The following is a 13,871-nucleotide window of genomic DNA, read 5'->3' as shown; positions in this document are numbered from 1 at the left end:
GGCCACTCGGAAGGCTGTGGATTCTAACGGTGAGAGTGAGCCCTCGATCGAACGCGTCGCCAGCCCGATGTGGATATCCGGCCTCCGAAGTCACTCGGAACGCTGTGAATTCTAGCGGTGAGGGTAGGTCTCCGATCGAACGTGCCGTCAGCCACGAGGTGGCCAACCTATCTCCGACGCAACTCGAAAGGCTGTGGATTCTACAGGTGAGCATGATCCCCCGATCGAACACGTTGCCGATTCCAACGTAGATATCCGATTTCCGAAGCGACTCGAAGCACTGTGGATTTCAAAGGTGAGCGTGAACACCCGACCAGGCGCGTCGAGCCGCATTTCCATTGTGGATATCCGCCACCCCGGGCAAATCGAAACGCTGTGCAATCCAACGGTGAGGACGCGCGCCTCCAACCAGCCGGCCCCGGTCACACGGCGCACGAGCGCCGGCCGCCATCCGGCGAACGGCTATCTCCAACCCCCTGCTTCCACGGCCACCCGAGCACGCGCCACGACCCCCACCTGATCCGCCATTCATCCCCCGTGCGCGAAAACTCTCTCAAATCCCGCACAAATGCTGCGTAGTTTTTCTCACCGGACGGCCGTCCGAGCAAGATGAGAAAAAACATTCTCCTTTCCGCGCGAAAAAATAGAGCCATTCCGCTGCCGCCGGCACAGCGTCGCTCGACGCGCCGCCGACGCAGCCAAGAACAGCAGAAATCTGCACAAATCAGGAGACGTCCCCATGACCGCCCGCTTGCCCATCGACGGCACGCCCGCCCTATCCGACTACCGTCTGACCGACAACCTGACCGCGACGCGCGGCCGGATCTTCCTGACCGGCACGCAGGCGCTGGTGCGCCTGCTGCTGATGCAGCGCGCAGCCGACGCCGCGCAGGGCCTGAACACGGCCGGCTTCGTCAGCGGCTACCGCGGCTCGCCGCTCGGCATGGTCGACCAGCAGCTGTGGAAGGCGAAGAAACTGCTCGATGGCGGCGGCGTGCGCTTCCTGCCCGCGATCAACGAGGAACTCGGCGGCACCGCGGTGCTCGGCACGCAGCGCGTCGAGGCGGATCCGGAGCGCACCGTCGATGGCGTCTATGCGATGTGGTACGGCAAGGGCCCCGGCGTCGACCGCGCGGGCGACGCGCTGAAGCACGGCAACGCGTACGGCTCGTCGCCGCACGGCGGCGTGCTGGTCGTCGCGGGCGACGATCACGGCTGCGTGTCGTCGTCGATGCCGCACCAGAGCGACTTCGCGATGATCGCGTGGCACATGCCGGTCGTGAACCCGTCGAACATCGCCGACATGCTCGAATTCGGCCTGTACGGCTGGGCGCTGTCGCGCTATTCGGGCGCGTGGGTCGGCTTCAAGGCGATCTCGGAAACCGTCGAATCGGGCTCGACCGTCGACCTCGACGCGGTGCAGACGCACTGGCCCGCGCCGCAAGGCTTCACGCCGCCGGCGGGCGGCCTGCACAACCGCTGGCCCGACCTGCCGAGCCTGACGATCGAAGCGCGCCTCGCGGCGAAGCTCGACGCGGTGCGCCACTTCGCGCGCACCCACAGCATCGACAAGTGGATCGCGCCGAGCGCGCAGGCGAACGTCGGCATCGTCACCTGCGGCAAGGCGCACCTCGACCTGATGGAAGCGCTGCGCCGCCTCGACCTGACCGTCGCCGATCTCGACGCGGCCGGCGTGCGGATCTACAAGGTCGGCCTGTCGTACCCGCTCGAGATGACGCGCATCGAGACCTTCGTCGACGGCCTCGCCGAAGTGCTCGTGATCGAAGAGAAGGGCCCGGTGATCGAGCAGCAGATCAAGGACTACCTGTACAACCGCGCGGACGGCGCCCGCCCGCGCGTGCTCGGCAAGCACGACGCGGAAGGCGCATGCCTGCTGTCCGAGCTCGGCGAGCTGCGCCCGTCGCGGATCCTGCCGGTGTTCGCCACCTGGCTGGCTCGCCACAAGCCGGCGCTCGACCGCCGCGAGCGCGTCGTCGATCTGGTCGCGCCGCAGATCCTGTCGAACGAGGCGGACGCGGTGAAGCGCACGCCGTACTTCTGCTCGGGCTGTCCGCACAACACGTCGACAAAGGTGCCGGAAGGCTCGATCGCGCAGGCCGGCATCGGCTGCCACTTCATGGCGTCGTGGATGGACCGCGACACGACCGGGCTGATCCAGATGGGCGGCGAGGGCGTCGACTGGGCCGCGCACGCGATGTTCACCAACACGAAGCACGTGTTCCAGAACCTCGGCGACGGCACCTACTTCCACTCGGGGATCCTTGCGATCCGCCAGGCGGTCGCCGCGAAGGCGAACATCACGTACAAGATTCTCTACAACGACGCGGTCGCGATGACGGGCGGCCAGCCGGTCGACGGCAGCATCTCGGTGCCGCAGATCGCGCGGCAGGTCGAGGCGGAAGGCGTGTCGCGCTTCGTCGTCGTGTCCGACGAGCCGGAGAAGTACGACGGCCATCACGGGCTGTTCCCGAAGGGCACGACGTTCCACCATCGCAGCGAGCTCGACGCGGTGCAGCGCGAGCTGCGCGAGACGGCGGGCGTCACCGTGCTGATCTATGACCAGACCTGCGCGGCCGAGAAGCGTCGCCGCCGCAAGAAGGGCGAGTTCCCCGACCCCGACAAGCGCCTGTTCATCAACGACGCGGTGTGCGAGGGCTGCGGCGACTGCGGCGTGCAGTCGAACTGCCTGTCGGTCGAGCCGCTCGAGACGCCGCTCGGCCGCAAGCGCCGCATCGACCAGTCGTCGTGCAACAAGGATTTCTCGTGCGTGAACGGCTTCTGCCCGAGCTTCGTGACGGTCGAAGGCGCGGCGCTGAAGAAGGCCGCGGGCGCGGCGTTCGACGAGGCGGTGCTCGCCGCGCGCGTCGACGCGCTGCCGGTGCCGGCGACGCATCTGGACGCGGCGCCGTACGACATGCTCGTGACCGGCGTCGGCGGCACGGGCGTCGTGACGGTCGGCGCGCTGATCAGCATGGCCGCGCACCTCGAAGGCAAGAGCGCGTCGGTGCTCGACTTCATGGGCTTCGCGCAGAAGGGCGGCTCGGTGCTGTCGTTCGTGCGGATCGCCGCGCGCGACGAATGGCTGAACCAGGTGCGCATCGACACGCAGCAGGCCGACGTGCTGCTCGCGTGCGACATGGTCGTCGGCGCGAGCGCCGAGGCGCTGCAGACGGTGCGTCACGAGCGCTCGCGGATCGTCGTCAATACGCACCGGATTCCGAACGCATCGTTCGTGCAGAACCCCGACGCGAACCTGCACGCGGACGCGCTGCTCGAGAAGATGCGCCACGCGGCCGGCGACGGCTTCCTGTCGAGCTGCGACGCGCAGGCGCTCGCCGCGAAATTCCTCGGCGACTCGATCGGCGCGAACATCCTGATGCTCGGCTATGCGTGGCAGCTCGGCCTGGTGCCGGTGTCGCACGCGGCGCTGATGCGCGCGATCGAGCTGAACAACGTCGCGGTGCCGATGAACAAGCTCGCGTTCGCGGTCGGCCGGATGGCGGCGGGCGATCCGGTTGGCCTCGATGCGTTGTGGAATGCGCGTCACACGGTGGCGACGCACGCCGCGCCCGAGACCCTCGCCGAGCTGATCGCCGATCGCGAGGCGCGCCTCGCCGAATACGGCGGCGCGCGCTACGTCGAGCGCTACCGCGCGCTCGTGGACGCCGCGCGCGCGAAGGGCGACGACGCGCTCGCGCGTGCGGTCGCGACGACGTTCTATCGTCTGCTCGCGGTGAAGGACGAATACGAGGTCGCGCGCCTCTATGCGGACGGCGCGCTCCGCACGGCGCTCGAAGCGCAGTTCGAAGGTGTGCCGGGGCAGGACTATCGCGTGAAGTTCAACCTGGCGCCGCCGACGGTCGCGAAGGGCGGCAGTGACGGCAGCGCGCCGAAGAAGCGCGTGTTCGGCCAGTGGATGTGGCCAGTGCTCGGCGTGCTCGCGCGCGTGCGCAGCCTGCGCGGCACGTGGCTCGACCCGTTCGGCCGCACCGTCGAGCGCAGGATGGAGCGCGCGCTCGCCGACGACTACGAGACGACGCTGACCCGCGCGCTCGCGGCGACGACCGCGGACAACGCAGCAAGCGTCGCGCAGCTCGCCGACCTGCACGCACGCGTGCGCGGCTTCGGCCACGTGAAGCTGCGCAACCTCGCCGGCGTGAAGCGCGCGGAGCGCGAGCTCGCGCTGCAGCTCGGCATCGACGCGGCGACGAGCGCGCACGTGCAGCATGCGCTCGACGAAGTGAAGGGCGCGGGGATGCTGAAGGGGATTCCGGTCGTCGTCGCGAAGTAACGCGAAGGCAGGCGGATTGGAAAACGGCGACGCTTTGGGGCGTCGCCGTTTTTTTATGGGGAGGCGTTTCGACGGCGACGTGCCCGCGCCGTCAGACGATGCCCTTCTTGCGCGTCGACAGCGCCGTCTCCGACAAATCGATCTCGCGGATCAGCTTGGTCAGCGTCTCGTCGGAAATCCTGCTTTCGCCGCGCAGCCGGTACAGCACGGAGCGTTCCGCGCGCACGGCCGCGATCCGCATCTGCAGCTCCATCGTCTCGGACTGCTGCGCCTGCGCGCGCGGCGTGGGGCCGTCCTCGGCGAGCGCGGCGAGCCGGCGGCGGTACTGGTCCATCACGCGCGCGGAGATGTCCGCGCAGCGCGCGGCGCCCGATTCGTCGAGATCGGTCGAGATCGCGCCGTGCGACGAATCGATCGCGCGGATCGCGGCCTGCGCGGCGGCGGCGCGCGCGTGGCGCTCCTCGTCGGCGAGCGGATTGCGCGTCGAGCGCACGCCGCGCAGCAAGAGCGGCAGCCCGATCACGGCAAAGATCAGCGAACCGAGGATCACGGCCGACGCGACGAAGATCGCGGTGTCGCGGCCGGGCAGCGGCGTGCCGTCGGCGAGCGCGACCGGAATCGACAGCACGCCGGCGAGCGTCACCGCGCCGCGCACGCCGCCGACCGTCATCACCGCGATCGTGCGCAGCCCGGCCATCGTGCCGGCAAGGCCCTGGCGCGCCGCGCGGCGGCTCGCGATCCAGCGCAGCAGCCAGACCCACATGAAGCGGATCGCGTAGAGCGCGAGCATCATCGCGAGCACGTTGAAGATCATCCGGCCGACGAGCGCGTCGCTCGTGTGATGCGCGTCGACGAGCGCGCGGCCGATGATGTGCGGCAGCTGCAGGCCGAGCATGATGAACACCATGCCGTTGAACACGAACTCGATCATCGCCCACGTGCTTTCCGCGCGCACGCGCGACGCGACGGTGCTTTTGCGGGAGAAGCTCGTGTAGTTCATCATCATCCCGGCCGCGACGGCCGCCAGCACGCCCGACAGGTCGAGATGCTCGGCGATCAGGTAGGCCGCGAACGGCACGAGCAGCGTCATCACGATCCCGGGCGCCGGGTCGCCTTCCTGCTCGGCGTTCAGGAAACGCGTCGACAGCGCGCTGAACAGCCACGACACGGCCGCGCCCGTCACGAGCCCGCCCGCCGCGACGATCACGAACGTGAGCGACGCGTCGCGCAGCGAGAACATGCCGGTCAGCGCGGCGGCGACCGCGAACTTCAGCGCGACGAGGCCGGACGCGTCGTTCATCAGCGCCTCGCCCTCGAGGATGTGCATCAGCTGCGGCGGGATCCGGCCCTTGCCCGCGATGCCCGACAGCGCGACCGCGTCGGTCGGCGACAGCACCGCGGCGAGCGCGAACGCGATCGGCAGCGGCAACTCGGGAATCAGCCAATGCGCGAAGTAGCCCACTGCGAGTACCGTCATGAACACGAGCCCGAACGCGAGCATCAGGATCGCGCGGCGCTGCAGGTAAAGCTCGCGCTTCGGAATCCGCCAGCCGTCCGCGAACAGCAGCGGCGGAATGAACAGCAGCATGAAGATTTCGGGGTCGAACGTGACGTGCAGGTTGAATTTCGGCCACGCGAGGATCGCGCCGAACGCGATCTGCATCAGGGGCAGCGGCAGCCGCAACGGCAGCACGCGCGTGAGCGCGCCGGACAGCGCGACGGTGAGCAGCAGGACCAGGACGGTGAAGACAATTTCCATCGATACGTCGAAAGCGGGGTATGAAACGGTCGTACGGAGTGTAGCGTGCCGACCGGACGGCTGCGTTCGAGTGCGCCGGTGCGTGCGCACTGAAATGGTGCGCGTGGCGTGCGCCACAGCGGTGCGCCGCTCGCGCAGGCGTGCGCGGCGGGCGTGCACGGCGTGCGCACGAAGCTTGCTTGATGCTTGCCGACAAGCGACGACAACAACCGAAGATCCGAGGGCCGAATCATGACAACCCGCATGACAATCCGCATGACAACCCGCATCACACATCACGCGCCGTCCAGTTCGTCCGCCGCCGCGTTCGCCAGCATCAGGAGGAAGGGGGTATGACGATCGTGCAACAGGAGCGTCCGGCCGCCGCGTCGCCGTACCGCTTCGAGCGGGAGGTGACGTCCGGCCTCGAGCGTCTTGCGACGCAGCATCACGACCTGACGCTCACGAGCGTGTTCCAGCCGATTTTCAGCCTGTCGCACCAGCGTGCGGTGGGCTACGAAGCGCTGCTGCGCGCGCACGACACGCTCGACCGGCCGGTGTCGCCGCTCGACGTGTTCGGCGACGCGGCGCGTCACGGCGAGCTGCTGCAGCTCGACCGGCTCGCGCAGGCGCTGCATCTCGAGAACTTCGCGCTGCTCGGCGCGGAGCGCGAATGGCTGTTCCTGAACGTGCATCCGGGCGTGCTGACCGATCCGTTCCAGGCCGCGGCGCTGCTCGCGAACCTGAAGCGCCTCGACATGCCGCCGCGCCGCATCGTGCTCGAAGTGCTCGAGCAGCGCGCGGACGACCACGAGCGGCTTGCCGACGCGATGCGGGAATTCCGCGCGCAGGGCTTCCTGCTCGCGCTCGACGATTTCGGCGCGGGCCATTCGAACCTCGAGCGGATCTGGCAGCTGAATCCGGACATCGTGAAGCTCGACCGCATCATGCTGTCGCACGCGGCGCACCGCACCGGGCTCACCGCGATCCTGCACGGTCTCGTCACGCTGCTGCACGAGGCCGGCAAGCTGGTGCTGGTCGAAGGGATCGAGACCGAGCACGAAGCGCAGATCGCGCTGTCGTGCGAGGCCGATTTCGTGCAGGGCTACTTCTTCGGCCGGCCGGCGCCGGGGCTGTCCGACAGCGCGGCCGCGAACGCGTGCATCGGCGAGCTGACCGAGCGCTTTCGCCGGCAGACCGAGGCGCACGAGCGGCGCGACGCGCAGCGGCTCGCGCCGTACCTGCGCGCGTTCGAGCGCGCGGCCGAGCGTCTGGCGGCCGGCGAGCCGCTCGACGAGGTGTGCTGGAATTTCCTCGCGCTCGATGGCGCGGCGCGCTGCTTCCTGCTCGACGCGCAGGGCCGGCAGGCGGGCCGCAACGTCGTGCTGCGCGCCGATCGCGCGGCCCGCGAGACGCGCTTTCTGCCGCTCGCGGACGCGCAGGGTGCGAACTGGCTGCGGCGGCCGTATTTCCGTACCGCGATCGCCGAGCCGGGCCGCGTGCAGGTGACGCGGCCGTACCTGTCGATCAACGAGGCGCAGCCATGCGTGACGCTGTCGGTCGCGGTCCGCGTGGGCGACACGCTGCGCGTGCTGTGCGGGGATATCGACTGGGGCGACGAGGAGGTGCTGGAGGATTAGCCCGCGTGCATGTCGTGACGTGGCCGGCGGCTCGGGCGTACGGATTGATGATTTGTTGAGAATCATTCGTCAGACGAAGCCGCGCACCTACGATTACGTTTCCTGATCGGCGATCAGGACGATCCCGGTCCCGATTCCGCGCGATCGCCCATTTTGCTATTTCATGAGGAAACCCATCCATGATCAAGAAACTGCTGGTTTTGTTCACCGCTGCGTCCGCATTGCTCTTTGCAGGCTCCGCAGCCTACGCGGGCACGATCGTTTGCTTCCCGAGCGGCGAATGCGTTAACGTCAACGACCCCGGTATCTTCCCCTGATTTAAATCAGCGCATGTTGGCTCCGCAGCAAGGCCGCTCGGCCGGCGCTGCGGATTGCACCCCGGTCAATGCCGGGAAATCGCCGCAGGGGGCCCCGGCGGCGACTCCAGCTGCGACCCGACAGGATTTCACTGACGCTTTGTTCCCTGTTCTCCACGGCGTACACGATTGCACCGATACGTCGATGCGACCCGCTGTCTGGCGCTGCCCGCGCCGCTCGGCTAGGATGCGCGAATCGTCATACCGATACGCGAGCCGCCAATGAACCGAAGCGCTTCCCCGTCCGTCCTGCTCGAAGTCATCGCCGCGACCGTCGGCGACGCCAAAGCCGCCGCCCGCGCGGGCGCCGACCGTCTCGAACTCGTCACCGCGATCGGCGAGGGCGGGCTGACGCCGAGCGTCGGCCTGATCGAGGCCGTCGTCGCCGCGGTGCCGATTCCCGTCAACGTGATCGTGCGGCCGCACAGCCGCTCGTTCGTCTACGACGCCGACGATCTCCGGGTGATCGAGCGCGACGTGCGCGCGGCGGTCGCGGCCGGCGCCAACGGCGTCGTGTTCGGCGCGCTCGACGCGCGCGGCGACATCGACCTCGGCGCACTCGCGCGCATCGCCGGCGCCGCCGAAGGCCGCGCGCTCACGTTCCATCGCGCGTTCGACGTCGCGCGCGACCTCAACGCCGCATTCGACGCGCTGCTGCGCGTGCCGGCCGTCACGTCGGTGCTTACCTCGGGCGGCCATCCGTCGGTGCTCGACGCGGCCGCGACGATCGCGCGGATGGTGCGGCGCGCCGAGGGTACGCCGTGCACGGTGCTGGCCGGCTCGGGGCTGACCGCCGACGCGGTCGGCGACTTCGTCAGGACGACCGGCGTGCGCGCGGTGCATTTCGGCTCGGGCGTGCGCCCGCGCGGCGAGGTGCTCGCGCCCGTCGACGAGAGGCTTGTCGCGAAGGTGCGCTCGGTGCTCGACGGGGCCGGGCGAGCGTGACGCACGCTGCAGCCGCGCGTGCCGGCGAATCCGCGATCGAGGGCAGGCGCTGGCGGAGCGGGAAGACCGTGATCCGCGAGCCGCAGGGCAATGCCGCGCGGATCGTCGGCTGAACGAAAAAAAGCCGGGGCATGCCCCGGCTTCTGCATTGCGCGGTGGTCGCGCGCTTACGCGTCCGTGCCGAGCGCGTCCGCCTGGCTCGCGCGGATGCCGAGCCGGTCGAACAGCGCGCGGTCGCGCTGGGTCTGCGGGTTGCTGGTCGTCAGCAGCTGGTCGCCGTAGAACATCGAGTTCGCGCCCGCGAGGAAGCACATCGCCTGCAGCCCGTCGTCGAGCTGCTCGCGGCCGGCCGACAGCCGCACCACGGCCTTCGGCATCGTGATCCGCGCAACCGCGATCGTGCGGACGAACTCGAACGGGTCGAGCGCAGCGGTGCCTTCGAGCGGCGTGCCTTCGATCGCAACGAGGTTGTTGATCGGCACCGAATCCGGATACGGACTCAGGTTCGCGAGCTGCGTGATCAGGCCCGCGCGCTCGCGGCGCGACTCGCCCATCCCGATGATCCCGCCGCAGCACACGTTGATGCCCGCGTCGCGCACGCGGTCGAGCGTGTCGAGGCGGTCCTGGTAGGTGCGCGTCGAGATGATCTGGCCGTAGAACTCCGGCGACGTGTCGAGGTTGTGGTTGTAGTAGTCGAGGCCCGCGTCGGCGAGTTCCTTCGCCTGCTCGTCCTCGAGCATGCCGAGCGTCATGCAGGTCTCGAGCCCCATCTCCTTCACGCCGCGCACCATCTCGGTCAGCGCCGGCATGTGGCGCTCCTTCGGGTTGCGCCACGCGGCGCCCATGCAGAAGCGGCTCGCGCCGTTCGCCTTCGCGGCGCGCGCGGCGTCGAGCACCGCGTCGACGTCCATCAGCTTCTCGGCCTTCAGGCCCGTATCGTGATGCGACGACTGCGAGCAATAGCCGCAATCCTCCTCGCAGCCGCCCGTCTTGATCGACAGCAGCGTCGACAGCTGCACCGCGTTCGCGTCGAAGTGCTCGCGGTGCACCTGCTGCGCGCGGAACATCAGGTCGTTGAACGGCAGGTCGAACAGGGCGACGACGTCGGCGACGCGCCAGCGCTGCGCGGCCGGAGCGGCCACGGGGATTGCGTCGGTTTGCACTGCGGCAGTCTGGGCTTGGGTCATATCGTTGTTCCTGGGTGCGGGGAAATAGGGTGATTCAACGCTGCGCGGCGCGCAGCGCGTCGACGAGCGCGGCGACGTCGAGCATCGCCGCGGCGGATTCCGGGGCGGCCGGCGCCAGATGCGGAATGCGGCCGATCAGCGGCGCGCCGTGCTCGCGGGCGAGCCAGTCGCGCAGCGTCGCGACGTTCTCGTCCTGGAGCGACATCGCCGGATCGACGTGGTTCGCGACCCAGCCGGCGAGCGTGAGCCCGCGTTGGCGAATCGCGTCGGCGGTGAGGAGCGCGTGGCTGATGCAGCCGAGCCGCACGCCGACGACGAGCACGACCGGCACGCCGAGCGCGACCGCGAGGTCGGCCATGTCGCGCGTGTCGGTGAGCGGCACGCGAAAGCCGCCGGCGCCCTCGACGACGACGACGTCCGCGCGCGTCAGCACGTCGCGATGGCACGCGACGATCGTGTCGAGGTCGAGCGTCACGCCCTCCTGCGCGGCGGCGAGGTGGGGTGCTGCCGGCGCCTTCAGCAGGAACGGCGTGCGCAGCGCCGGCGGCAGCACGACGTTCGCGGCCGCGTCGAGCTGGTCGGCGTCCTCGTTGCGCCACACGCCGTCCTGCTCGTACGCGCCGGCCGCGACCGGTTTCATCGCGGCCGCGCGCAGGCCGAGCCGTGCGAAGCCGTGCAGCAGCGCGGCGGACACGAAGGTCTTGCCGATCTCGGTATCGGTGCCGGTGACGAACAGCGACAGCGGGGGGCTCATGCGGCCTCCCGCCGGTCCGCTTCGCCGGAGACCGCCGCCCGGTCGCTCGCGTCGATCAGCGCCGCTTCGAGCCGCGCGAGATCGTCGAACGAATGCGCGGCCGACAGCGAGATGCGCAGCCGCGACGTGCCGGCCGGCACGGTCGGCGGCCGGATCGCGGGCACCCACAGGCCGTGCGCGTCGAGCGCGCGCATCGCGGCGAGGGTCGCATCGTTGCTGCCGATCACGAGCGGCTGCACGGCCGTATGCGAATCGACCGGCTGCCAGCGCGTGCTGCGCAGCAGCGCACGGGTGCGCTCGATCAGCGCGGCGAGGTGCGCGCGCCGCGCGTCGCCTTCGTCGCCGGCGATCACCTTCAGGCTCGCCGACACCGCATGCGCGACCGCGGGCGGCGCGGCCGTCGTGAAGATGTAGCTGCGCGCGCGCTGGATCAGCCATTCGATCACCGTTTCGTGCGCGATGACGAACGCGCCCGCGACGCCGGCCGCCTTGCCGAGCGTGCCGACGTAGACGAGGTTCGGCGAGCGCAGCGCGGCGGCCGCGAGCGCGCCACGCCCTTGCGGGCCGAGCACGCCGAAGCCGTGCGCGTCGTCGACGACGAGCCACGCACCGTGCCGCTCGGCCAGCGCGACGAGCTCGGGCAGCGGCGCGAGGTCGCCGTCCATGCTGAACACGGTGTCGCTGACGATCAGCTTGGTCGGCGCGTCGGATGCATCGAGCAGCGCGGCGAGCGCGGCCATGTCCGCGTGCGGGTAGACCTGCACGGTCGCGCGCGACAGGCGCATCCCGTCGATCAGCGACGCATGGTTCAGCGCGTCGGAGAAGATCGTCGCGCCCTTGCCCGACAGCGCGGTGATCGCGGCGAGGTTCGCCATGTAGCCGGTGCTGAAGTACAGCGCACGCGGCGCGTCGGAGAAGCCGCCGGAAAAGCCCGCGAGCTCGTCCTCGAGCCGCGCGTGCGCGCGCGAGTGGCCGCCGAGCAGGTGCGAGCCGCCGCTGCCGGAGCCGTAGCGCTGCGCGCCTTCGCCGAACGCGGCGACGAGCGCCGGATGCGCGGCGAGGCCGAGGTAGTCGTTGCTCGCGAAGCCGACGATCGTGCGGCCGTCGACGCTCATGTGCGCGTCGCACGCGGTGTCCGCGGTGCGGCGCAGGCGGCGCAGGCCTTGTGCGTCGAGCTCGGCAAGGCCGCGCTGCAGGGTGTCGAGCAGGGTCATCGGGTGATCTCCGCGAGGGTGGCGTCGAGTGTGTCGCGCGTGCGCTGCGCGAGCCACGCGATGTCGTCATGAGTCATCACGTACGGCGGCATCAGGTAGACGGTCGTGCCGATCGGGCGCAGCAGCAGCTCGCGTTCGAGCGCGCGTTCGAAGAAGCGCCGCGAGAAGCCGCGCGCCGCGTCGCCGTCGAGCGCGACGTCGAACGCGAACAGCGTGCCGCGCTCGCGCAGGTGGCGCACCCGGGGATGCGCGGCGAGCGGCGCGAGTGCGTCGCGCAGCGCGGCGGAGTTGCGTGCATTGCGCGCGAGCACGTCGTCGCGCGCGAACAGGTCGAGTGTCGCGAGCGCCGCGCGGCACGCGAGCGGGTTGCCCGTGTACGAGTGCGAATGCAGGAAGCCGCGCGTCGTGTCGTCGTCGTAGAACGCCGCGAAGATCTCGTCGCGCGACAGCACCAGCGACAGCGGCAGGTAGCCGCCGCTGATGCCCTTCGACAGGCACAGGAAATCGGGCCACACGCCGGCCTGCTCGCACGCGAAGAAGGTGCCGGTGCGCCCGCAGCCGACCGCGATCTCGTCGGCGATCAGGTGCACGCCGAATTCGTCGCACAGCGCGCGCAGCCCGCGCACGTACGACGGATCGTGCATCGCCATGCCCGCCGCGCACTGCACGAGCGGCTCGACGATCAGCGCGGCGATCTTGCCGTTGCGCTCGACGAACAGGCGCCGCACGTCGGCGAGCGCGCGGCCCGCGACGTCGGCGGCCGTCTCGCCCGGCTGCGCGAGCCGCGCGTCGGGCGACGCGACGACGTGCGCGTGGCGGATCAGCGGGTCGTACGCGTCCTTGAACAGCGCAACGTCGGTGACGGCGAGCGCGCCGATCGTCTCGCCGTGATAGCTGTTCGCGACGCAGACGAATTCCTGCTTTTCCTTGAGGCCGCGATTGCGCCACGCGTGGAAGCTCATCTTCAGCGCGATCTCGACGGCGGACGCGCCGTCCGACGCGAAGAACGCATGGCCGAGCGTGTGCTGCGTGAGCGCGGACAGCCGCTCGGCGAGCTCGATCGCGGGCTCGTGCGTGCAGCCCGCGAGCATCGCGTGCTCGAGCGTGTCGAGCTGGTCCTTCAGCGCGGCGTTGATGTCCGGGTTCGCATGGCCGAACAGGTTGACCCACCACGAGCTGATCGCGTCGAAATAGCGGCGGCCGTCGCGGTCGTACAACCACAGGCCAGCGCCGCGCGCGACGGGAATGAGCGGCATCCGCTCGTGGTGCTTCATCTGGGTGCAGGGGTGCCAGACCGCGCGCAGGCTGCGCGCGACCCAGTCGTCGGTCGCTTGCGTACTCAAAACGGCTCCGGTGAGAAACAGGTGGCGCGCGGCATCGTCGGGGATGCGTCGCGGCCGGTATCGGATGACGGCCATGCAAGCCGTCAGGGCGGCGTGCAAAACACGGCATGTAAAACACGAAACGCGCTGAGATTAGCGTGTTCCGCCGCGCCTTGCACTACCGGTTACAAACGCCGCAAAGCCTTGGCTGGCGGGATTTTGACGCAGATCCGGGCGGCTCGGGACGGTACGGCTCAGAAGCCCCGAAATGCGTGCAGATGACGACGTCCGAGTGACGCCCCCCAGTAGAAAAAAATCATGATTCGCCGGTCCGGAATGCGCGGGAAAACAGGGCGCGAAGGCGCGCGCGGGCCGACGCGCGGCCGCGTCATCACACAAGCGA

At 69.7% G+C, this 13,871-nt stretch carries 9 protein-coding genes; 4 read left to right on the top strand and 5 right to left on the bottom strand.

The window, feature by feature from the left end:
* Window positions 1–739 precede the first annotated feature (739 nt).
* The gene (locus B7P44_RS16130) at window positions 740–4,312 is read left to right on the top strand and encodes an indolepyruvate ferredoxin oxidoreductase family protein (protein ID WP_084905800.1); all 3,573 of its coding nucleotides are present in this window, start codon (window positions 740–742) and stop codon (window positions 4,310–4,312) included.
* Window positions 4,313–4,403: 91 nt separating this feature from the next.
* Here the strand turns inward: B7P44_RS16130 and B7P44_RS16125 are convergent, their stop codons facing one another.
* On the bottom strand, window positions 4,404–6,071 hold the full coding sequence (locus B7P44_RS16125; RefSeq protein WP_084905798.1) for a Na+/H+ antiporter: 1,668 nt from the start codon (window positions 6,069–6,071) through the stop codon (window positions 4,404–4,406).
* 332 nt (window positions 6,072–6,403) lie between these two features.
* Here B7P44_RS16125 and B7P44_RS16120 point away from each other — a divergent pair, with 332 nt between their 5' ends.
* The 3 genes from B7P44_RS16120 (at window position 6,404) to B7P44_RS16115 (ending at window position 8,991) form a co-directional block, all read left to right on the top strand.
* A complete protein-coding gene (locus B7P44_RS16120; protein WP_084905796.1) occupies window positions 6,404–7,690 on the top strand; it encodes a sensor domain-containing phosphodiesterase in 1,287 nt (428 codons plus the stop codon).
* Window positions 7,691–7,869: 179 nt separating this feature from the next.
* Entirely contained in the window at window positions 7,870–8,007 is a 138-nt protein-coding gene (locus B7P44_RS36365; RefSeq protein WP_157721065.1) for a hypothetical protein, read from the top strand.
* A 261-nt stretch (window positions 8,008–8,268) separates the two neighbouring features.
* Window positions 8,269–8,991, top strand: coding sequence for a copper homeostasis protein CutC (locus B7P44_RS16115; RefSeq protein ID WP_084905795.1), 723 nt, complete (start codon window positions 8,269–8,271; stop codon window positions 8,989–8,991).
* A 167-nt stretch (window positions 8,992–9,158) separates the two neighbouring features.
* Here the strand turns inward: B7P44_RS16115 and bioB are convergent, their stop codons facing one another.
* The 4 genes from bioB to bioA are packed head-to-tail and all read right to left on the bottom strand — an operon-like array spanning window position 9,159 to window position 13,489.
* Window positions 9,159–10,178: a biotin synthase BioB gene (bioB, locus tag B7P44_RS16110; RefSeq protein WP_084905792.1), complete on the bottom strand. Its 1,020-nt coding sequence runs from the start codon at window positions 10,176–10,178 to the stop codon at window positions 9,159–9,161.
* Between the two features lie 34 nt (window positions 10,179–10,212).
* Window positions 10,213–10,932, bottom strand: coding sequence for a dethiobiotin synthase (gene bioD / locus B7P44_RS16105; RefSeq protein ID WP_084905790.1), 720 nt, complete (start codon window positions 10,930–10,932; stop codon window positions 10,213–10,215).
* Entirely contained in the window at window positions 10,929–12,146 is a 1,218-nt protein-coding gene (gene bioF / locus B7P44_RS16100) for an 8-amino-7-oxononanoate synthase (RefSeq protein ID WP_084905788.1), read from the bottom strand. The genes bioD and bioF overlap by 4 nt, the downstream gene beginning before the upstream one ends.
* The gene (gene bioA / locus B7P44_RS16095) at window positions 12,143–13,489 is read right to left on the bottom strand and encodes an adenosylmethionine--8-amino-7-oxononanoate transaminase (protein ID WP_084906740.1); all 1,347 of its coding nucleotides are present in this window, start codon (window positions 13,487–13,489) and stop codon (window positions 12,143–12,145) included. The genes bioF and bioA overlap by 4 nt, the downstream gene beginning before the upstream one ends.
* Between the last annotated feature and the right edge of the window lie 382 nt (window positions 13,490–13,871).

It is taken from the genome of Burkholderia ubonensis subsp. mesacidophila (genome assembly GCF_002097715.1).
Taxonomy (GTDB): domain Bacteria; phylum Pseudomonadota; class Gammaproteobacteria; order Burkholderiales; family Burkholderiaceae; genus Burkholderia; species Burkholderia mesacidophila.
This window is presented reverse-complemented; position numbering and strand designations above follow the sequence as displayed.

What these genes read in the sequence shown, in the direction of transcription:
- B7P44_RS36365 (WP_157721065.1), top strand. Translation starts at nt 7,870, where the DNA reads ATGATCAAGAAACTGCTGGTTTTGTTCACCGCTGCGTCCGCATTGCTC.
- bioB (WP_084905792.1), bottom strand. Translation starts at nt 10,178, where the DNA reads ATGACCCAAGCCCAGACTGCCGCAGTGCAAACCGACGCAATCCCCGTG.
- bioF (WP_084905788.1), bottom strand. Translation starts at nt 12,146, where the DNA reads ATGACCCTGCTCGACACCCTGCAGCGCGGCCTTGCCGAGCTCGACGCA.
- bioD (WP_084905790.1), bottom strand. Translation starts at nt 10,932, where the DNA reads ATGAGCCCCCCGCTGTCGCTGTTCGTCACCGGCACCGATACCGAGATC.
- B7P44_RS16130 (WP_084905800.1), top strand. Translation starts at nt 740, where the DNA reads ATGACCGCCCGCTTGCCCATCGACGGCACGCCCGCCCTATCCGACTAC.
- B7P44_RS16125 (WP_084905798.1), bottom strand. Translation starts at nt 6,071, where the DNA reads ATGGAAATTGTCTTCACCGTCCTGGTCCTGCTGCTCACCGTCGCGCTG.
- B7P44_RS16120 (WP_084905796.1), top strand. Translation starts at nt 6,404, where the DNA reads ATGACGATCGTGCAACAGGAGCGTCCGGCCGCCGCGTCGCCGTACCGC.
- B7P44_RS16115 (WP_084905795.1), top strand. Translation starts at nt 8,269, where the DNA reads ATGAACCGAAGCGCTTCCCCGTCCGTCCTGCTCGAAGTCATCGCCGCG.